General features: G+C 60.4%; 20 protein-coding genes. 4 read left to right on the top strand and 16 right to left on the bottom strand.

Translation table 11 applies throughout. The annotated features are described in order from the left end of the window. Positions 1–8 precede the first annotated feature (8 nt). The 9 genes from ASD03_RS24790 to ASD03_RS24750 all read right to left on the bottom strand — a co-directional run bounded on the left by ASD03_RS24790 (position 9) and on the right by ASD03_RS24750 (position 9627). Positions 9–803, bottom strand: coding sequence for an ABC transporter permease (locus ASD03_RS24790; RefSeq protein ID WP_057217113.1), 795 nt, complete (start codon positions 801–803; stop codon positions 9–11). A 9-nt stretch (positions 804–812) separates the two neighbouring features. Further along, positions 813–1697: an ABC transporter permease subunit gene (locus ASD03_RS24785; protein ID WP_057217111.1), complete on the bottom strand. Its 885-nt coding sequence runs from the start codon at positions 1695–1697 to the stop codon at positions 813–815. 12 nt (positions 1698–1709) lie between these two features. Further along, a complete protein-coding gene (locus ASD03_RS24780) occupies positions 1710–2780 on the bottom strand; it encodes an ABC transporter ATP-binding protein (RefSeq protein ID WP_210177772.1) in 1071 nt (356 codons plus the stop codon). A 36-nt stretch (positions 2781–2816) separates the two neighbouring features. Continuing rightward, on the bottom strand, positions 2817–3923 hold the full coding sequence (locus ASD03_RS24775; RefSeq protein WP_063963258.1) for a polyamine ABC transporter substrate-binding protein: 1107 nt from the start codon (positions 3921–3923) through the stop codon (positions 2817–2819). Positions 3924–4310: 387 nt separating this feature from the next. Beyond that, a complete protein-coding gene (locus ASD03_RS24770; protein ID WP_057217106.1) occupies positions 4311–5297 on the bottom strand; it encodes a carbohydrate kinase family protein in 987 nt (328 codons plus the stop codon). 10 nt (positions 5298–5307) lie between these two features. After that, positions 5308–6510 (bottom strand): aminotransferase class I/II-fold pyridoxal phosphate-dependent enzyme, encoded by a 1203-nt coding sequence (locus ASD03_RS24765; protein WP_025430136.1) that lies wholly within the window; start codon positions 6508–6510, stop codon positions 5308–5310. A 47-nt stretch (positions 6511–6557) separates the two neighbouring features. Next, positions 6558–7394 (bottom strand): carbohydrate ABC transporter permease, encoded by an 837-nt coding sequence (locus tag ASD03_RS24760; RefSeq protein WP_025430137.1) that lies wholly within the window; start codon positions 7392–7394, stop codon positions 6558–6560. A gap of 3 nt (positions 7395–7397) precedes the next feature. Beyond that, a complete protein-coding gene (locus ASD03_RS24755; protein ID WP_057217103.1) occupies positions 7398–8300 on the bottom strand; it encodes a sugar ABC transporter permease in 903 nt (300 codons plus the stop codon). 73 nt (positions 8301–8373) lie between these two features. Continuing rightward, positions 8374–9627: an extracellular solute-binding protein gene (locus tag ASD03_RS24750; RefSeq protein ID WP_156408064.1), complete on the bottom strand. Its 1254-nt coding sequence runs from the start codon at positions 9625–9627 to the stop codon at positions 8374–8376. Between the two features lie 148 nt (positions 9628–9775). Here ASD03_RS24750 and ASD03_RS24745 point away from each other — a divergent pair, with 148 nt between their 5' ends. The 3 genes from ASD03_RS24745 (at position 9776) to ASD03_RS24735 (ending at position 12070) form a co-directional block, all read left to right on the top strand. After that, positions 9776–10633, top strand: coding sequence for a MurR/RpiR family transcriptional regulator (locus ASD03_RS24745; protein ID WP_082523560.1), 858 nt, complete (start codon positions 9776–9778; stop codon positions 10631–10633). Between the two features lie 19 nt (positions 10634–10652). Beyond that, positions 10653–11330 (top strand): phosphoribosylanthranilate isomerase, encoded by a 678-nt coding sequence (locus ASD03_RS24740; RefSeq protein WP_057217101.1) that lies wholly within the window; start codon positions 10653–10655, stop codon positions 11328–11330. A gap of 506 nt (positions 11331–11836) precedes the next feature. Further along, entirely contained in the window at positions 11837–12070 is a 234-nt protein-coding gene (locus ASD03_RS24735; protein ID WP_057217099.1) for a BrnA antitoxin family protein, read from the top strand. A gap of 192 nt (positions 12071–12262) precedes the next feature. Here ASD03_RS24735 and ASD03_RS24730 read toward each other — a convergent pair whose 3' ends face one another. The 7 genes from ASD03_RS24730 to ASD03_RS24700 form a co-directional block, all read right to left on the bottom strand. Next, complete coding sequence (locus tag ASD03_RS24730) at positions 12263–13429, bottom strand: AI-2E family transporter (protein ID WP_025430142.1); 1167 nt, start codon at positions 13427–13429, stop codon at positions 12263–12265. A gap of 73 nt (positions 13430–13502) precedes the next feature. Next, entirely contained in the window at positions 13503–13973 is a 471-nt protein-coding gene (locus tag ASD03_RS24725; RefSeq protein WP_025430143.1) for a hypothetical protein, read from the bottom strand. A gap of 99 nt (positions 13974–14072) precedes the next feature. Further along, a complete protein-coding gene (ppk2, locus tag ASD03_RS24720) occupies positions 14073–14912 on the bottom strand; it encodes a polyphosphate kinase 2 (protein WP_057217097.1) in 840 nt (279 codons plus the stop codon). A 671-nt stretch (positions 14913–15583) separates the two neighbouring features. After that, positions 15584–15994, bottom strand: a complete 411-nt coding sequence (locus tag ASD03_RS24715) for a type II toxin-antitoxin system VapC family toxin (RefSeq protein ID WP_057217095.1) — start codon at positions 15992–15994, stop codon at positions 15584–15586. Next, positions 15991–16224: an AbrB/MazE/SpoVT family DNA-binding domain-containing protein gene (locus tag ASD03_RS24710; protein WP_057217093.1), complete on the bottom strand. Its 234-nt coding sequence runs from the start codon at positions 16222–16224 to the stop codon at positions 15991–15993. Before ASD03_RS24710 ends, ASD03_RS24715 begins: the two co-directional genes overlap by 4 nt. 291 nt (positions 16225–16515) lie before the next feature. After that, positions 16516–18966, bottom strand: a complete 2451-nt coding sequence (locus tag ASD03_RS24705; protein ID WP_057217091.1) for an FAD-dependent oxidoreductase — start codon at positions 18964–18966, stop codon at positions 16516–16518. Positions 18967–19049: 83 nt separating this feature from the next. After that, positions 19050–19832, bottom strand: a complete 783-nt coding sequence (locus ASD03_RS24700) for a DeoR/GlpR family DNA-binding transcription regulator (protein WP_057207335.1) — start codon at positions 19830–19832, stop codon at positions 19050–19052. A 213-nt stretch (positions 19833–20045) separates the two neighbouring features. Here ASD03_RS24700 and ASD03_RS24695 point away from each other — a divergent pair, with 213 nt between their 5' ends. Then, complete coding sequence (locus ASD03_RS24695; protein ID WP_057217089.1) at positions 20046–21095, top strand: GlxA family transcriptional regulator; 1050 nt, start codon at positions 20046–20048, stop codon at positions 21093–21095. Positions 21096–21144 lie beyond the last annotated feature (49 nt).

Here is a 21144-nt window from a genome sequence, read left to right as displayed (position 1 = left end):
CCGAACGCCTAAACGGCAAGACTGCTCTTTGCCGATGGCCTGGACACGATGCGTGACGCCACCAGGCCGAAGACGACGACACCAAGGATGATCGTCGAGATGGCGTTGACCTCAGGGGTCACGCCGAACTTGATCTGCGAATAGATCTTCATCGGCAAGGTCGAGGCTCCGGGCCCGGTCGTGAAACTCGATATCACGAGATCGTCGAGCGACAGCGTGAACGACAGCAGCCAGGCCGAGACGAAGGCCGGAACCATGTTCGGCACGGCCACCTTCACGAACGCCAGGAATGGCGGGCAGCCGAGATCTCTTGCGGCCTCCTCCAGCGACGGATCGAGTTCGGCCAGTCGGGATTGCATCACCACTGCCGCAAAGCACATGGTGAAGGTGGCATGGGCAAGCGTGATCGTTACAGGGCCGCGATCGATGCCCAACGTCACGAACATCAACAACATCGACACTCCCATTACCACCTCCGGCATCACCATCGGCGCCACCAGCATGCCGTTGAAGATATGATGGCCACGAAAGCGCCGAATTCTGACAGTCACGATCGCCGCAAGCGATCCGAGAACGGTCGCGAATGTTGCCGAGATCGCCGCCACGAGAAAGCTGATCTTGGCGCCCTCGACGATCGACTGATTGGTGATCGCGGCCGTGTACCACTGAGTGGAGAACCCGCCCCAGACGGTGACCAGCCGCGAGGCGTTGAAGCTGTAGGCAACCAGAACCACGATCGGCAGGTAGAGGAAGGTGAGCCCGGTGAAAATGGAAAGCCGGTTGAACCAGGATGGCTGGGGCATAGTCGCTCCTCACTTAGAGGTTCGAGACAAACGTGTCTGAAACAGGACGATGGGTATCACCAGGATGACGAGAAGCAGCACGGTGACGGCGGAGGCCACCGGCCAGTCCCGGTTGTTGAAGAACTCGATCCAGATCGTCCTGCCGATCATCTGTGTGTCCGCACCTCCAAGCAGGTCAGGCACGACGAATTCGCCGATGACCGGGATGAAGACCAGTGCACATCCTGCGGCAACACCCCTCAAACTGAGTGGAAAGGTGACGCGCCAGAATGCCGCCATGCGCGAGCAACCGAGATCGCGTGCCGCCTCGATCAAGGTACGGTCGCTGGCACTGAGATTGGCGTAGATCGGCAGCACCATGAACGGCAGGTAGGTGTAGACGATGCCGATATAGATCGCGGTCTCGGTGTTCATGATCCGCAGCGGCTCGGAGATGATGCCGAGGTTAAGGAGCAGCGAATTCAACAGCCCGTCGTTGCGCAGAATGCTCATCCAGGCATAGACGCGGATCAGCATCGAGCTCCAGAACGGCACGATCACGAGGAAGATGAGGAAGGAGCGCGACGCCGGCGCGCAACTGGCGATGCCGTAGGCTAGCGGATAGGCGATCGCCAGCATCAGTGCCGTCGAAATCGCCGCCACCTTCAGGCTCGTGAGATAGGCAAGGAGATAGGTGTTTTCACCCAGCACAAAAATGAAGTTCTCAAGATTGAGCCGAATGCTGAGCAGCGATCCCTGCCAGGCAAATAGCGGCTCATAGGGTGGCATGCCGAGGCGAACGGACGAGAGGCTGATCGCCAGCACGAGCAGAAACGGAATGAGAAAGAAGACGGCCAGCCAGCCGTAGGGCACGAGCACCAGTGCGCGCCGGCCGAGATCAGGTTTTGATTGCATCGTGTCGTTCCCCTAGTCGGCCAGCAGACGGGCGGCCTGCGGCATCCATGAGGCATAAACGGTGTCACCGACCGCCAGATCGTCCTCAGCGCCCAGATTGACGCGCAGCGCGTCCAGCGTTGCCCCGCTCTTCAGGCGCACCCGATAGTGGCGCCCTGCCCCGGCGTAGCTGAATTGCTCGATGACGCCCTCAAGACCGCTGGCCTGTTTGTTGAGCTCGACCCTCTCCGGCCGCACCGACACCCAGAAGCGGCCATTGGCGGAGATATGGTCACTGGCGGTGGCAATGATCGAACCGCCTGCCTCAGCACTTTCGACCGTCAGCTCGTTGCCGGAACGTTTGGAAGTGCCGCCTTCGAACACATTCGCCTCACCCAGGAACTTTGCGACATAACGCGAAACCGGTGTTTCGTAGACTTCGGCCGGCGACCCGATCTGCAGTACCTTGCCCTGCCGCATGATCGCGATGCGCGACGACACGGTCATTGCCTCATGCTGGTCGTGGGTGACGATGATGAAGGTTAGCCCCAGCTCCCGCTGAAGCCTGACCAATTCGTGCTGGGTTTCGGTGCGCAGGTTCTTGTCAAGCGCACCGAGAGGTTCGTCCAGCAACAGCACCTTCGGCCGCTTGACCAGTGCCCGCGCCAACGCGACCCGTTGCCTTTGTCCTCCAGACAGCTGCTGCGGCTTGCGATCCAGCAGCGCCGTCAGTTGCAGCTTTTCGGCCACCTCGCCCACACGCTGCCGGATCTCAGCTCCTGCCAGCCGGTCCTGCTGCAGGCCGAAGGCGATATTCTTGCCCACTGACAGATGGGGAAACAGCGCGTAGGACTGGAACATCATGTTCGTTGGTCGGCGATGGGCCGAAACGTCCGTCACATCTTCCCCGTCGAGCCGGACGACCCCCGATGTCGGCGTTTCGAAACCGGCGATCATGCGCAGCAGGGTCGACTTGCCGCATCCGGATGGACCAAGAAGCGAGAAGAATTCCCCCTTCCCGATACCGATCGAGATATTGTCGACGGCGCTGAACAGACCGAAGGACTTGGAAAGATTCTCAATTGATACGTAAGATTGCAACACGGATGTCCTTCTGCTCCCGCTTTTCAGGCAAGACATTCAGTTGCCGGCCCTAAACGCAGTCCACACCCGGGTACGCTCGCGCGCCTGGCGTGGCGGCAGCGACTTGTCGACGAAGAGCTTGGCGCGAACTTCCGCGGGCGGATAGACGTTCGGGTCCGTGCGGATCGCCTCGTCGACCAGCGGCGTGGCAGCAGCATTGGCGTTGGCGTAAAACACGTGATTGCTGATGTCGGCGACTGTCTTCGGCTCGAGAACGTAGTCGATGAAGGCCAGTGCCTGCTCCGGATCGGGCGCATCGCCGGGCACGGCCATGGTATCGAAGGAGATGATCGTGCCTTCCTTCGGGATTGAATAATTGACCGCGATGCCGTTGTTGGCTTCCTCGGCGCGCGCTGCAGCAATGCCCGCGTCACCGCTCCACATCATCGCCAGGCACAGCTGGCCGGATGCCATGTCCGCCACCAGTTGGCCGCTCTGCATGTGCCGGATGTAGGGGCGCAACGTCAGGAGCAGGTCCTTGGCCCTGTCAAGATCTTCCTGTTTTGTCGAATAAGGATCGAGCCCGAGATAGTTCAGAGCGATTGGAACCACCTCGTTCGGCGCATCGACGATGCCAATGCCGCAGTCCTGAAACTCTTTCGCCAGTTCCGGCTTGAAGAACATATCGAGGCTGTTTGTCGGGGCGTCGCCGACCCGCTCCTCAACGAGCTTCGGATTGTAGGCAATCCCTGTCGTCAGCCACATGTACGGGACGAGGTACTGATTGCCCGGGTCGTGTTCGGCAACGAGCTTCAGGAGATCCTTGTCCAGATTCTTATAGTTTTTGAGACTGGAAGCATCGATCGGCTTCAGTGCACCCGATTGGATGAGCCGCTCGCCGACAGTCGCGCTTGGAAAGGCAACATCGAAACCGCTTCCCCCTGCCAGCAAGCGTGTCTCCAGGACCTCCAGCGAATCGAAGAAATCGACACGCGCGTCCACGCCGCTACGCTTTGCGAAGTTAGAAACAGTGTCTTCGGCAAAATAGTCGGAGAAGTTATAGATAAACAGCTTCTCATCGGCCCTCGCTCCCCCCTGCCCATAGAGCAAGGCGATCGAAGCGATGGCAACCGAGTGCATCAGCGAACGGCACGAACCAGACATGTTCCCTCCCAAGGCAGAATGGCCTTCGTTTCGGGAAAACTGCGGGGCCAGGCGCAATGGGTCAACACTCCCTTTGGCTAGGCTGGGCGGCTGTTCGATGCCGCTGCACATGATCTTCAGCTTTAAAAGCCCATGTTTCCAAGGGCTCAGCACGACTATGTCGCGCCGGATCCTGATGCTGTGTAGAGGAACGCAGGGAGTGATTTCAGCCGAAGCACAGATTGCCTGCGGCTCCGATTTGAGCGCGTTGCCGGCGACATTGCGCCAGCGGCGTCATTGGCCGAAGCCGCCAGAAAAGGTGACGGGCAAGGGCGCCTCGTCGAGCGAACAGAGACATACGCCTGCCAGCCCGTTTCGGTGTGAATCCTGCAGGACTTGGGCCGAGAGTTACTGTCGTCCCAATTGTTCGTCGGAGCCCGCTATGCCAGGTCTGTTGCCGTTACTGACGGAGATCAGCTTCATGACTTCCTCCAGCGCGGGCATCGACAACCCTGCTCCCTGCCGGGTCACCGCAACGGCGCCGAACGCATTTGCAAGCCGGCAGCATTCGGATCCAGGCAATCCCGACACGCGCCCGATTATATGTCCTGCCGCGAAGGCATCACCTGCCCCTGTCGTGTCGACCGTAGCGACGGAAAACCACGGCGCGCTTTCAGCCCCGGAGTTTTGGTAGAGAGACGAACCCGTGACATCATGCTTGAGCGCGATCCTTCGCACGCCCTGACGCAACAGGGACTTGATCGCCTCTTCAACAGGAATTTCGGAGCCTTCTCCCGCAAGCGGTGCAAGATCGGCCCTGCCGAGCATGATGGTATCGAGCTTCGGCAGCAGATTGCGCACATGCGGCGCGACCGACAACGCAACACCGGCCGGAATATCCAATGTCACCGGGATCCCGTGCCGCTGCGCAAGCTCGATCGCTCTATAAGCTGCGTCGGATTGCGGGTTTTGCAACAAGGCGTAGCCGGAGAGATGAAAGAGCGCTGCATCCTCGAACGGGGCGTCGACGATCGATGCCGGGGACAGGTGTGCGTTGGCCCCGCGATAGGCAAACATCGTTCGCTCACCGCTCTTGCCGACGGTCACGATGTTCGTTTGCGTGGGCTCCGACGGGTCCCGGCCGATCCACGCCGTCGAAACACCGATGTCCTCGAGCCACGACAGCGCCTGCTCTCCCAAGGCATCTTGCCCCACGCGCCCGATCAGCCGGCAGTCGTGGCCGGCGCGTGACAGCGCGATAGCGGTATTCGTGGCTGAGCCGCCCAGCATGTGCCGCTGGGCCGTTGCGATCGCCTCTCCTCCCTCGAGCGGATACTCGGGGATATCAAGCACGAGGTCGATATTGATATCGCCAAGGAGGACGATCGCTGCCATTGCGCAAACCCTAGAGATCGAGATGCATTTGTTCTATCGCCTGATCTACGTCGGCGATGATGTCGTCAACATGCTCGATACCGACCGAGAAGCGCACCAGGCCATCGACAACGCCCATCGCCTCCCGCTCCTGGCTGGGAATATCGAGAAAGGCCATGGTCGCCGGCATCTGCGTCGTGGTGCGCAGTCCGCCGAGGCTTGCCGCGAACGAACCGAGCTTCAGCCGCTTCAAGAGCCGTACGCCCGAAGCCTCGTCTTCGACGCAGAAGGAGAGCATGGCGCCACCGCCGCGCAACTGCTCGCTCGCCGAGGCATGGTTCGGATGCGAGGGCAGCCCCGGATAGAAGACACGTTTGACCTTGGGATGCGCTTCAAGATGTTTTGCAAGGGCAAGCGCATTGGCGCACTGCTTTTCCAGGCGCAACGCAAGCGTCTGTGCCCCGCGCAGCAACAGCCAGGCATTGAACGGCGACAGCGGCGCGCCAAGCTTGTTGAGCGTATTCCAGCGGACGTCCTCCAGCCAATCCGCAGGCAGGATGTCGGACTTCAGCGTGATCACCCCGCCGACCGCGTCGTTGTGGCCGCCGATGAATTTGGTGGCGCTTTCGACCACGACGTCGACGCCGAATTCGTGAGGCCGGCAAACGGCCGGAGACGCGAAGGTGTTGTCGCAAATGACCACGATGCCGCGCGAATGGGCGAGCTCCACCAGCGCTTTGAGCGGCGGCACCTTCATGGTTGGATTGGCGATCGCCTCGACATAGAGAACTTTGGTCTCATCGGTAAACGCGTTTTCGACCGCTCGGACATCGGTGCAATCGACAAGGCTCACTTTCAGCCCGAAATCGCCAGCGCGGTGATCGAAGAATTCGTGCGTGCTCGAATAGGTGGTGAGATCGGCAACGATGTGGTCGCCCGCTTTCAGGATGCCGAACAGCGCATGCGAGATCGCGGCCATTCCGGAAGCGGTCGCCAGGCATGCCGTGCCGCCTGTTAGCTGGGCGATATGTTCCTCGAACTTGTATTCGGTCGGGTTGCCGCAGCGCGAATAGATGTTCACTTCCTTGCGCGCACCGGCGACGATCTGGTCGTAGATGTCGCCGCCATACTGGAAATTCGCCGACATGTAGATCGGATAGCTGATCGACTGGGAATGCTCTTCGGGCGTGTAGAAGACTGCCCGGCTGGCAAAATCGAGCTCTTTAGGCGACATGAAACTTCTCCTGCATTGGACCCGGACTTGAGCCGGGTCATTAACGGCTATTCCTTGACGGCACCGCCGAGCAAAGCGGCGGTGATCTGGCGTTCGAAAAAGATGAAGAGAACCAGCGGCGCGATGGCGGCGATCAGGATGGCCGCCAGCATCACCGGATAATTGGTGATGTGCTCGCCGACGAAATCCGTGAGGCCCACGGGCAACGTCTTGCGCGCCGGATTGTTGATGAAGACGACCGGAAACAGGAAATCGTTCCAGACCCAGATCATGTTGACGATCGCCGCGGTGAACATCGCCGGGCGCGCGATCGGCAGCGCGACGCGGGCGAAGATGGACCACTCGGAAGCACCATCCATGCGCGCCGCATCGAAGAGTTCGCGCGGCAGCGTGTTGAAAAAGGCCTGCATGATGAAGATCGTGACCGGTACGTTGAAGGCGGCAGTCGGCAGCACGACACCCATATGCGTATCGAGCAGTCCGGCGCCACGAAGCATCACCACCAAGGGCACGAGCGCGACATAGGCGGGGATCGCCATGGCCGCCGTCAGGCTGAGTTCGACGGCAGGCATCCAGCGTGGCCGATAGACTGCCAGCGCGTAACCGGCGAGGGTTGACACCGCCACGGTGAGAACCGTCGCGCCGGCCATGATCAGCAGCGAGTTGACAGCGTAGCCGCCAAGCGCGCCGCCGCTCCAGGCGCCGACATAGGCGTCAAGCGAGAAGCTCGTGGGCAAAGACCAGACCGAGCGCATGAACTCCTTGTTGGTCTTGAAGGTGCTGTAGATCATCCAGATGAACGGGAAGACAACCAGAAGCACATGCAGCGTCAGGAGAACGAGGACCACCGTATTGGTGACTGTCCAGCGGCGAACGGCAGCCATGGCTCAAGTTCTCCCGCCGACGCCGGCTCTTTTCAGATACCGGAAGACGAGCCACGCGCCGACCGCCGTCAGCAGCATCTGCGTGAAGCCGATGGTTGCCGCATAGCCCATCTCGAAACTGCCGAAGCCCATCTTGTAGAGGTAGGTGGAGACCACCTCGCTTGCGTGGTTCGGGCCGCCATTGGTGAGCACAAAGACGAGCGAGAAGGTCTTGAGCGAACCGATGATCGCCAGCAGGGAATTGGCGCGAACCGCGTCGCCGACCATTGGGATGGTGATCGAGAAGAACTTGGTGAAATGGCCGGCCCCATCGATCTCGGCGGCCTCGTAGACGCTTTCGGGCACACTCCTGACCGCCGCCACGAATAGCAGGACATAAAGGCCGAGATAGGTGAAGCTCATCACCACCACTACGGCTGAGAAAGCCGTGCCGGATTCGCCGAGCCAACCGCGCTTCAGGCCATCCAGCCCAAGCGCACCGAATGCCGCGTTCACCAGACCGAAATAGGGATTGTACATGAAGCGCCAGAGCAGCCCGATGCAGATCTCGCTGACCATCACCGGCACGAGATAAAAGAACAGGAATATTCGGCTGAACGCAGGCACGATGCGCACCAGGCAATAGGCGATGCAGAGCGCAAGAAACACCTGAAAGACCATGGCCGAAAGCGCGACGAGAAGGTTGCGGCCAAGCGCCCGCCAGAAGATCGGGTCGCCGGCAAGACGGACGAAATTGCCCGCTCCCTGAAATACCGGCGCAGACGCTCCGTCCCAACGGAAGAACGAGAGCCAACCGGCATAGACGACGGGATAGGCGATGAAGGCTGCAATGAGCAGGAATGCAGGCGACAGAAACAGGAGCGCCGCCCTGTTGTGGCTGTTGGCAAAGCCCTTGTTGGTACTCATCGTTCTTGGGCTCCATGGAGGGCTCGCGCGGCGAGCGGCTTGCCGCGCAAACTGGTCATGTTGCTGGGGCCAACTACTTGTCGGCCCGCAGCGCATCCTCGAGGCGCTTGGCCGCATCGGCCGGCGGCACCGAGCCGTCAAGTACACCCTGGAGCGACGTGTAGTAGATATTGGTCGCAGCCGGCGGCATGGCGGTGTCATAGAAGGGATCGAGGTGGCCTGCCTTCGCCATCAGCTTGCTGCTGATATCGAACAGGACAGGGCCTGCGGCTGCCTCGGTCGTTGCGTCCTTCACCGTGACCATCGTCTTTCGAAGCTCGACATACTTGGTCATGACCTGGCTCGACGTCAGGAACTTGAGCAAGGTCACGGCATCGGCCTTGTTCTCGGCCTTCTGCGAAATGCCGAACGTGGCGGCGACGCCGGCGAGGACGTCGGACTGGTCACCAGACCCGTCCTTGACCGTCGGGAATGCGAAATAGCCAAGCTCGAAGCCTTCGGGCGCATCGGCGGACGCGCCGATCTGCCAGGTGCCGTTCAGCATCATGGCTGCCTGCCCATTGAGAAAGAGCATGTTGGCTTCCTGGTCGCCCATGCCGTTGAAGCCGATCGGGAAATAGCCTTTGCTCGAGAGCGCGGCAACATGTTCCAGCGCCTTGGTCGCCTCGTCGCCGAGCGCGGCCTTGGCATCCTTGTTGACGAATGCGGAAACGACGCCGGACCCCTTGAGACGCATCTCGAGATACTGGAACCAGAACGTCGCCGGCCAGGCATCCTTGTTGCCAAGCGCAAACGGGACAATGCCCGCGCCCTTGATCGTCTCGGCCAATGCCAGAAGCTCATCGTAGCTTGACGGCACCGTCCAGCCTTTTTCCGCAAAAAGCGCCTTGTCGTACCAGAAGACGACGGAGTCGACATCGACGGGAACGGCATAGGCGTGACCATCCTTGCTTGTCTGCGCGAGCGCGCTTTCGAGGAAACTGTCGCCCCAGCCGTCCTTGGCAAGGTCTGCGTCGAGTGCGTACATCTGCCCGCCATTGACGAAGGCATTCAGAAAGCCGCCGGGCAGCGTGTAGAATACGTCAGGCGGGTTGCCCGACGCCATGGCCGTGTTGAGCTTGGTCTTATAGGCCGACTGCTCGGCCGCAACGACATCCAGCTTGATGTCGGGATGCGCCTTGGCGAATTCGTCCAGGGCGAAATTGATGAAGTCGACCTTGTCCTGTTGGCCCGCATAGGCGTGCCAGAAGGACAGCTCACCGGCCGCGGCCGGAAGGGCGGTCAGCACCATGGCCGCACCAGCAATCAACAAACGCTTCAGTCCCATGACATCCTCCCAGAAGTCCAGCAGCGCATCTTCTCGCGTTGATGTAGTGATGCCACATCATATAAGTCGTGTCTATAGTGACACCACAACATGACTATGCTAGCCTCTTCGCCAAGGCGCACCGCCAACCCGAAAAAAGGCCCCGTCAATGGTCAATGATTTGCGAGGCAACAGCAGCATTCCCGCCAGCATCCGGCTGCGAAGTGTGTTGCCGAAATTGTCAGATTCCGAACGGCGCGTGGCGCTTTGGATGCTCGACAACAGCGACAGCGCAATCCGCCAGTCGATGTCGGCAATCGCCCAGGCGACGGATGTCAGTGATACGACCGTGCTGCGCATGTGCCGCACCGCGGGCTTTGAGGGATTCACCGATCTCAAGCTGGCGATGGCTCAGGAGCCGCGCATCGTTCAAGCCGAAATGTCGTCCGAGCCGCAGACAAGCGACCTGCAGGCCGCAAGCCGATTGTTTCGCGCAATTGGCCAGGCCCTGACCGATACGCTCGGTGTTCTCGATGAAAAGACCCTGGCTGCGGCGATCGATCTGATGGCCGGTGCCAAGCACATTTTGGTCGGCGGCGTGGGCGGGTCCGGCATCGTCGCGCAGGCATTTTATCAACGCTGTATCCGGCTGGGACTGCGATGCGATGCGCCAGTCGATTCCCAACTGCAGATCATGCATGCGGCGCTGACTGGGCCGGGCGATCTCGCCGTCGCCATTTCCTATTCCGGCATTACAAGCGATCCGGTTCTCGTGCTGCAGGAAGCCAAGGCGCGCGGCGCCTCAACGCTCTGCATCACCGGAAATAGCAGCTCGCCGCTGGCGCGGCTCGCCGATGTCGTGCTCGTCAGCGTCTCGCATGAGCAGGGCAGCGAGCCGATGGCAGCGCAGATCGCGCAGATGACATTGGTCGATGCGCTCTATGCCGTTTTTGCCGCACGCAATGCCGAGCGGGTTCAACTCACCGAGGAGCGCATGGTCAAGGCGATCCTCCCGAAATCAATCTAGCCAAAACACGAGCAGGGCATTGAAAACACAAATCTATACCATGCAGACAGTTGCCGAGGCCCTGGCTGCGGCGAAAGTCGGCGTCGACTATCTCGGCCTCACGCCTTCGAACCGGGGCTTGCCCGGCGAGATCAGCTTCGCCACTGCGCGCGAGATCGCCGATGCCCTTAAGGGCAAGGCACAACGGGTGGCGCTGTCGGTGGAGAGTGATCTCGAGGCGATCGCCGAGATGGTGGACGCGGTGCAGCCTGATGTGCTGCATCTGTGTGGCGACATCGAGCTCGTGACCCCTGAGCACGTCAAGACGTTGCGCACGAAGCTGCTGGCAAAATACCCCGACCTGAAGATCCTCCAGGCCATACCGATGACCGGGCCGGAGGCGCTTGATCACGCAGCGCGCTTCGAGCCGTTTGCGGACATCTTCATCCTGGATTCCGTCGCTGCCCATATCGGCGGCATTGGCGCTGCCGGCGTCACCCATGACTGGTCGCTCAGCCGCGAGATCGTAAAACGCAGCAAACGGCCGGTGATCCTGGCGGGCGGCCTCAAGCCGGAGAACGTCGCAGCTGCGATCGAGGCTGTCCGGCCCTGGGCGGTGGACTCACTCACCCATACGAATCGCGCTCTTCCCGAAGGTGGCTTTCGCAAGGACATCGACAAGATTGCTACCTTCGTGGCTGCCGCGAAGCACGCCTGAAATGATACTTTCATCTCGATCTTCCGGTATGGCTTGACGAACCCAAGCACCTCGGCCGCCAGGCAGTTCGGGAGAGACGAGACTTGTCCTACTGCATGTTTCCTTAAATCGTCTTTGATTTAAGGATAAAAACATGCAGCAATTCAAAGTGCTACAGCGACCTTTGCGCGTCTAATAAGACGGGCGGCGCTGTAGCTTTCGCCGGCGTGGTCGTCTTGCAGGTCCACCAGCGCCCGCCGATCCGCCGCTGTCACCGCGCAATAGGGTGACCGGCACCCGATTGTATTGACGAACCTTGTGGGGGAACGCCCTGGCCGGCCGCTGCAATTTCGAACGCTTGGCACGCCGCTGCAGCAAGACCATCGAAACGGACAGAATACGGCGGGTCGCGCGCATATGGGTCTGTTTCAGTGGCGTGCCGGTCTGCCGCCTGTTACTGAAGCAATGTATCGCTTAGTTGAACGAGCGGGACGACAGGACCCCATCGGCCACGAAAGGAAGCGACCATGGCGACGACACCACGAAGACCATCCAATCCAAAAGATGCCGCCGAGGCGCTGTTCAGGCCGGCGAAGAAGGTGGCAGCTCCCGCCGTCGAAAGACCTGCGATCCCGAACACCAAGGAACTCGTATCGCTGAAGATCGACAGCGATGTGCTCGCCCATTTCCAGGCGGACGGGCCCGGCTGGCAGGATCGTATCAACGATACCTTGCGCGCCGCCATGAAACCGTCAGATTGATCGTCGGCGCTGAACGCGGCGTAATTTAGCGCGCCTTGAGCGTCATCGAACCGCAGATCTCTCACTCATCGCTGCGCGCTATTGCTGCCCCCCCGGCGCCTTTGGGAAGGCATCGCCCGTCCGCGAAGGCGCTTCGGGTAGCCGGACGCCCAAATAGCGAGGGGAGCGCGACGGCGCCAACGGCATCATAGGCTAGCCTTGAATACCGGTGTCAGAAACGACTCCGCCGCTTTGCCGGGCCGGGCGCTGATCTGGCTGCGCAGCTATCCTGTCTGAACGGATCCAGACGGCAAGAAGGTCATAAAAGACGCTGAGCACAATCGGGCCCAGAAACAGGCCGATCAATCCATAGGCAAGCGTACCGCCGAGCACCCCGACCAGGATGACGAGCATTGGTGTGGAAAGGCCACGAGCGACCAGAATGGGCTTCATAATGTTGTCGATCAACGCGATCGGAACGAGGAGAAGCGTCATGAGCAAGGCTGACTGGAACTCCATTGTCATCCATCCCCACACGATCAGGGGCAGGAAAACAGGAAACGGCCCGATTTGCACGATACACAGGATCATCACGACAAACGCGATCAACCCGGCTGCGGGCACCGCGAAGAGCTTCAGAACCAACGCGCACAATATCGTCTGAATGAAGGCCACGCCGATGACGCCTCTTGCGACGTTTCGGATCGTGGCGGTTGCAAGACGTACGAACCCTTGCCCTCGCTCTCCGGCGATCCTGTGCGCAAACACATTCAAGAACTCGGAGATCTTCAAGCCAGGGCGAAACAGAAAGCCGGTGACAATCACCGACGCAATGAAACCTACAAATCCCAACCCGATGCTGGCAAGAACGCCGATGGCCTTGCTGCCGGCTTGCAGCAGTGCCGGTTGGAACCGGTTAAGGGCGGCCGCCAGATTGTTTGAAGCAAGACTCCAGGCATTGTAGATCCGCTCTCCGATGATGGGCCAGTTCCGAACGGCCTCTGGCGGCGCCGGCATGATTGCCTCGCTACCCTTGAGCTTTTCGTACACCACTTGCGCGCCGTCGAGCGAACCGAAGATGAGAGCCGACAATGGGCCGATAATGAGGGAAAGGTTCACCAGCGTAATGAGCACGGCCGCGAGCTTTCCGCGACCACCAAGCATTTTTTCAAGCCTGCGATAAAGCGGATACTGCGCGACCGCCAGGATAGCGGCCCATATGCCGATAATGGCAAAGGGTACCACTAGCGTCAGCGACCAATAGGCAAACAGCCCAACGATACCGAACCGGACGAGGTCCGTGATCCGTGTTTCGATTGAGGCCGTCGCCACCGGAGCAGGCGCTAAGCTATTGCTTTTACCAAGTCGATCGTCATCCATGACAGCGCCCTCGCCCCCTCGTAGGACGAACATATGGCAAGGCAGTTAGATCCTGCCCTGCCACCATTTCGAGCTAAGCTATTGGCGCTTCCCAGTTCAGGAAGAAGCCGATATCCCCGGGTATCCCTCCAGGGAACGTGACCACCATTGCCTTCAGCTTGTAGCCTTGAGGTTGCGCGGCAGCTTTAAATCGATCGTACAGTTCCTTGGCCTTGCCCTGCAGCGTCTCGGGCCATTGCGGATCGGCATTGTTGATTGCCCTGCCGTTGTCGGTGCAGAAATCGGAGGGAAACGTGTAGACGAGCGCCTCCATCTTTCCATCTGCAACTGCCCGCATGACCACCTTGCGGATGATTGCCCGCTCCGCTTCGCCGACGTGATCCTTGAAGAATTCATCGGCGAACTTCGCGCGTTCCTCACGCTCCCGATCCCTGATCTTGTCGTCGCGTTCCATTGCGGCGAGCTGTTTTTCGAGCAAGTTCTTGCGCAGATCGGCCGCGGTCGGAATGGCGGCGGGCTGTCCTGTATCTTTTTCCGCACTCATCGCTTTATCTCCAACAGATTGTTCGCTCATCGAGTGATTCAGGCATCGAACGGGGAATGCAGGCGTCCCAGCACCATCGCTCCGTCGTTGCCTGCATTTCTAGTGACCGGCGGATCCCTGGATATCCGGCACCACATTACGCGGGCTCGTGTCTTCAATAAAGCCCGACGGCCGCTTCTGACGCTTACCGAGCTCGGGTTCTTCGAACTTCACGCGCTCGTAGGGTATCGATTTGAGGATGTGCGAGATGCAGTTGATGCGCGCGCGCTTTTTATTGTCCGAGGGAACAATCCACCAAGGCGCGAGTTGGCTATCCGTCATCCGGATCATCTCGTCATAGGCACGCGTATAATCCCACCAGCGGCGATAGGATTCCAGATCCATTGGGCTCAGTTTCCATTGCCTCAACGGGTCATCGATACGGCGGCGGAAGCGACGCTCTTGCTCATCCTCGCTCACTGTCAGGAAATACTTCAGCAAAGTGACGCCATTCTCGACGATCGCCGCTTCAAACCGCGGCAGCGCCTCGAGAAAGTGTCGCGCCTTCTTTTCCGTACAGAACCCCATGACGCGCTCGACCCCCGGCCTGTTGTACCAGCTGCGGTCGAAGATCACGACTTCCCCGGCGGCAGGCAGATGAGCAATGTAGCGCTGCATGTACATCTGGGACTTCTCCCGGTCCGTGGGTGCAGGCAGGGCGACCACACGGAAGACCCGTGGGCTCACCCACTGGGTTATGCGCTTGATGACGCCCCCCTTGCCGGCGGCATCCCGTCCCTCGAAGATGATGACGATACGTGCTCCTGACTTTTGCACCCAGGACTGCAGATACGACAACTCGACCTGCAACTTTACGAGGCGCTTTTCGTAACGACGCGCCTCTTTCTTCGTTTTTTTTTCACTTTGTGCCTCAATGGGCCTATCGGTTATGTCGTCCATTTCTTTGTCCTCACGTTTCTCCACCCTTCGATTTATTGCCTTGTCGAAAGCACGTCGTTTGCCCGGCTGGACAGGCGCACACGAAGGGATCAGTTCGCGCGTCAATGGAACGCGTCCTGCCCGAAAGCCTTCTTGGCGACCGAATAAGACTTGCTGCGCTCGCCCTTGCCTGTGCGGGTTTCCTCAACGACACGAGTTGAGGGTTCCGCACCCGGTCCGGGGCATCGAATTCGGGACTTGATTGGATACGGGTAAGCTGTGTTTCTAATTCAGCGTCCGTCGGCGTTGTCGCGCAAGCCGCCTCCGAGCCGCCTTCAATGCCAAAATCCATGTTCTTCCTCCCAAAGTCATAAGGAGGGCGCACGAGCCAACACCGCCGGTATGCTCGCCGCGTGTTTGCGCTCGTGCCGCACAACGTCAGGCTACATTATTATCTATGCATATGCGAATGTTTTGTCCGGACCATAATGCCTATCATTAACGATCCACGTCGCTCCAAGCCGGAACACTTTGGCGGCACCTTTGACCGGAAGTTATTACCGTGTCGGACATGGTGATGCGGGAGCCTCTGTGCCAACACGGACCATTCAGAGCGCACCCACGGCATCCAGTTCCAATAATCGCGACGGCTTGCCCGGCGCCCCCATTTTGAAGCGGAGCGCGCCGCGTCTCTACGTCGGCAAATGCGGCGCGATCAACGTCAAAGTGGGGAAATAGGTCCGATAGCGGCCGACATCACGCGTCAGCAACGGCAAGCCGCTGACGGCCGCGTGCGCGCCGATGAAAAAGTCGGGGAGCACGCCGGTCCTCGTCCCACCCGCCTTGCGATATCGGGTAAAGACCTTGCTAGCCAGAAAGAGAGCTTCGCGAGGCACCGATGTCAGTTCCAAGCCGGCCTGGTCGACGAACGCTTCGACATCTTCGATACGGTCGTAGCGAACGGAAAGCTCGGCATAGGCGATGTCGTTGATCCACAGTTTCCCACGAAGACTTGCGTTTTCGAGCTGGGTTATGGACCAATCAGCCCATGTCGGATCGTCGGTGACAACGTCGAGAAGAACATTCGTGTCGACAAGTATCACGGTTCGCCACGCGTAAGTGCCATGATCGCGTCGGTATCCAGCCCTTTACCGGCGTGCCCTCGCAGCTTCGAGAAGCGGCTGGGCTGCTGCTTCTTGGCCGCATGTACGAGCACGACGCTTCCATCCGGGGCGCGCTGGAAATCAACCTTGCTTCCAGGCACGATACCCAAGAGGTCGCGCACTGCCTTCGGGATCGTAACCTGCCCCTTGGCTGTAACTGTCGTGGTCATTGTCGGTACCGTTGTAAGGAATGGTTTCATCAAGGTATTACTTCGCAGCCCGGCTTTCAAGAGGAGCGGCCGCACAGTGTCTGGTTGCGACACACCCCTCAGGCTAAAGGTCGGCCGACGCAATGGGACACAATCTCAGCCCGGTGAGGTGCGTGGATTATCCAGACGCCGAGGCGGTGGCGGGTATAAGCGTTCAAGTCGATACGCATTCCGGAGTGCAGCAGCACTGTGCACGGTTTTCAAACAAAATCGCTCGCGGATGATCGGGAAACCGCTCACCCGCGAATATCCTTACGCCTTGACGCGCAAACCCTTTGGATCATAGGCCGGGGACAGATGCGCGGTCACGGAGAACCGGTCACCAGCAAGCTCGACTTCGAATCTCCCGCCCTCCAGGAATTCCTTGTTGACGCCAGAGGAATGTTCGATCAGGCCAAGGGCGACGGAGCGGCCGAGCGTGTGGCCGTAGGCCGCCGAACGGACTTCGCCGACGGGCTTGCCATCGCGAAGAACCAGCTCACCGCCCCATAACATCGGCGACGGATCATCGACGGTGAACTGCACGATGCGCCGCGTGGGCACCCCCTTCTCCTTTGCGGCGATCAACGCGTCACGGCCGAGAAAGCCGTCCGGCTTGTCGAGCGAGAGCGCGAAAGCAAGGCCCGCCTCGTAAGGGTTGACATCCGGCGTCAGCTCGCGGCTCCAGGCGCGATAGCCCTTTTCCAGCCGGAGCGCCTCGAGCGCATAGTAGCCGCAATCGCTCAACCCGAAATCCCGTCCGACGTCGTGCAACGCCTCATAGACGCCGACGGCGAACTCCGTCGGCACAATCAGTTCCCAGCCGAGTTCACCGACATAGGTCATGCGGTTGGCATAGGCCGTGGCATAGCCGATATCGATCTCCCGGATCGTCGCGAAGGGAAAGGCGGCATTGGAGAGATCGGCTGATGTCAACCGGGACAGGATATCCCGCGCACGCGGACCCATGAGCGCCAGAACCGCGTAGGCAGAGGTGACGTCAGTCAGCGTCACATGCGCTTCGGCCGGCAGGTTCTTGCGGATCCAGTCGGCGTCGTGCACCGGCTGCGCCGAACCGGTGATGAGGAGGAAGCGGTCCGCCGCCAGCCGCAGCACGGTCAGGTCGCTTTCATAGCCGCCGCGCACATTAAGGAGCCCGGTATAGACGGAACGACCGATCGCAACGTCGATATCGGCGGCGCAGATGCGGTTGAGTGCTGCTGCAGCATCGCGCCCCTGGACAAGAAGCTTGGCGAAGGAGGTCTGGTCGAAGATGCCGGCCGCCTCGCGCGTTGCTTTCATCTCGCGCTTGACCGCCTCGTGCCAGTTCTGCCGGCCGAAGGCATAGTCCGTGACCGGCTTTTCGCCCTCGGCCGCAAACCAGTTGGCACGCTCCCAGCCCATTTTCGAGCCGAAGCAGGCGCCCTTTGCCGCAAGCCGATCATAGAGGGCTGAGCGGCGGAAAGGTCGCGCCGTGTCCAGCTCGCGATTGGGCCAGGGCATGGCATAGTGCAGCCCGAGCGTCTCCTTGACGCGGTCATGCAGCCAGCGCGGATTGTTGTTGAAGTTTGCAAAGCGACGGATGTCGACCGGCCAGAGGTCCATGGTCGGCGCGCCGTTGACGATCCATTCCGCCAGCGCACGCCCGGCGCCACCGGCGCTCGCAATGCCCATCGAGTTGAAGCCCGCGCCGACGTAGAAGTTCTTCAGTTCCGGCGCCTCGCCGAGCATGAAGTTGTTGTCGGGCGTGAAGCTTTCAGGACCGTTATAGAACTTCTTCACCTCTGATGTCGCCAGTTGCGGCACCCGTTGCAGGGCGCTTTGCATCAGGATTTCGAACTGGTCCCAGTCGTCAGGAAGCAAGGCGAATTCGAAATCATCCGGAATGCCCGCCATGCCCCACGGTTTTGCTTCCGGCTCGAAACCGCCCATGACCAGGCCACCCACCTCTTCCTTGAAGTAGATGTAGCCATCGGGGTCGCGCATGACCGGCAGATCCGGGTGAACGCCTTCAATCCTGCCGGTTACAATGTACATGTGTTCGGCCGAATGCAGCGGCACCGACACGCCGCACATCAGCCCGACCTTGCGCGCCCACTGGCCGGCGCAATTGACGACGATCTCGGCGGCGATCGTCCCTTGATCCGTTTCCACACCGGTAACCGCGCCATCGGCAGTGACAATGCCGGTGACGCGCACACGCTCGATGATGCGCGCGTCCCGATTGCGCGCGCCCTTCGCGAGCGACTGCGTCAGATCGGTCGGATTGGCCTTGCCGTCACCCGGCAGCCAGACGGCGCCCACCAGGTCGTCGATGGCCATCACCGGCCAGAGATCCTGGGCCTCTTTCGGCGAAATCACCTCGATGGCGACGCCCTGCGCGCGGGCTGACGCGGCCGTGCGCTTCAGCACCGTCATACGGTCGGCCGATCGAGCGACGGAAACGGAGCCGCAATTCTTCCAGCCGGTGGCGAGCCCGGTTTCAGCCTCCAGCTCGCTATAGAGCTGCGTCGAATATTTGATCAGGCTGGTCATGTTCGCATGGCTGCGCAGCTGGCCGACAAGGCCGGCTGCGTGCCAGGTGGTGCCGCCGCTCAATTGCCCTTGCTCCAAGAGCACGACGTCCGTCCAGCCGAGCTTGGTGAGGTGATAGGCGACCGAACAGCCGATAATGCCGCCGCCGATGATGACGACCTGTGCCTGCGTTGGAAAATTCTGAGCCATGAAACAGCCTCCCGAAGCCATGGAAGGCCACACCATAACAACGGAAGAGCAAATAACAAGACAATAAGTTACAAAATATTACATTACGTCGCGACAATCAGGCCTGGACCTCGGCGCTCCAGCGCTTCGCAGATCGCCTGCGGCGGTCGCGCATCGACGATTACCCCGGCTGCCAATTCGAAGCGCGGAATGCGCAGCGGCGTCAGCCGGCCGAACTTCGAGCTATCGAGAATGAAGTAGGCCTTCGCTGCCATCGCGATCATGCGCGAGCGCTGCTCGGCACCATTGCGGGTAAAGTCAGTCACCTCACCGTCCGGCGACAATCCGCCGCCGCCGAGGAAAGCCACATCCACCCGGAAATGGCTGATCGCCTCAAGTGCATCGATGCCGACAGCCGCCTCCTCTGCCGGATCGATCTCACCACCAAGCATATGCACCCGCACCAGCGGCTGGCGACACATCTGCAGCGCTATCGAAAGGGAAGTCGTACAAATCGTTAGGTTTTTTCGCTCTGACAGGGCATGGGCCACCGCAAGCGTCGTCGTGCCGGAATCGAGAAACACGACCATGCCGTCGCGCACGAGACCCGCTGCAGCCCTGCCAATCGATGCCTTCGCCGCAGCATTTTCACCACGCCTCTCCGTGAAGGCGGCCTCGGTCGGCTCGAACAGCGTCGCGCCGCCGTGAACGAGATCAAGTTGGCCTCGCTCCGCCAGGTGTTTCAAGTCACGACGGATCGTCTGGCGCGACACATCGAAAAAATCGGCAAGCTCGGTGATGCTGACCGTGCCATCGGCGGCTAGACGGCGGAGGATTTCGCCATGACGGCGGGGAGCAAGGGCACGAGCGCTTTGAGTATCTGACATGCGGATATCTGCGATCATTTTTGGTGTTTTGACAAGACGCGTCGCAAAACGCGTCACCGCAACCCAACTTCGCCTTCATTCTCCCGGTCTGAAGCGCATCAAACCACGGGCCCGCGCATAATCACGCATGAAAGATGTCTATTTATGTTTCATAATGTAACTCTTCTTTGCATCTTGATCTCAAGCACTCATTGACGCAAAGGGAGGCAGGCAGTGCAACAGGCATGCACACAAGGCCGTCGATTTACCTTCTACCTGCTCGACGGCTTCACGCAGCACGCATTCACCTCCGCGCTTGAAGCGCTTCGCCTCGCCAATGATGTCCTGGGCAGGCCTCACTATTGTTGGCGTACCGTGACACGCGACGGCCAGCCTGCGCTGTCAAGCTGCGGCATGCGCTTGATGGCCGACGCAGCGCTCACCTCTGAGCGGGACGGGCTGCAACAACCTGAGCGTCCCCACATGATCGTAGTCTGCGGCGGCCGCGCCATTCCCCCTGCCGACGGAAAGGCCGAAGGCTGGCTGCGGCTGTCCCGGCGGGGAAGCATTGCCATCGCTGGACTCGCAGGCGGCCTCTACAGCCTGGCACGGGCCGGCGTGCTCGATGGGCGTCGCTGCGCCGTGCATTGGGAGCACTTTCCGGACTTCTCCGAACGGTTCTTCACGACGAAAGCCCGCCAGACGGCCTTCGAGATCGACAGCGACCTCTATACCTGCGCCGGCGGCAATGCCCCGTTCGACATGTTCCTGCGCATTGTCGAAGATGATCTCGGACGGGACGTAGCAAATCGCGTTTGCGAGCTGGCTCTATCGGAACGGGTCCGCAGCGCCGGAGAGCGCCAGCGGCTGCCGCTTCAGACCCGCGTCGGCATCGATAACCGTCTGCTGATCGACATCATCGAGCAGATGGAGGCGAACCTCGCCGATCCATTGAAACTTGCCCACATAACTCCCACGACTGGATTGTCGCGCCGTCAGATAGAACGCCTGTTTCGGCGCGAGATGGGGCGCTCCCCCAAGCGCTACTATCTCCAGCTGCGGCTGGAGCGCGCGCACCTGCTTCTCGTCAATTCATCGCTTCCCGTCTTCGAGATCGCCGTGGCATGCGGATTTTCCTCGGCCTCGCATTTCTCCCGGACCTACAGGGAGACCTACGGCTGTACGCCGCAGCGCACGCGCCTGGCAGAACTGGCGCACCGCCGGCCTTCGCGATCGACCTCAGGAGAGCCTGGTCGTGTGCTGCCCGACATGAAGGTCGCCTAGGCGACCGGCGGGGCCTCAGCCCATTGCCAAGGGAGAAGCCCGGCAGCCG

The organism is Ensifer sp. Root127, assembly GCF_001425225.1.
Lineage (GTDB): Bacteria > Pseudomonadota > Alphaproteobacteria > Rhizobiales > Rhizobiaceae > Ensifer > Ensifer canadensis.
The sequence above is the reverse complement of the archived record's forward strand: the minus strand, read 5'-3'. Positions and strand labels throughout refer to the sequence as shown.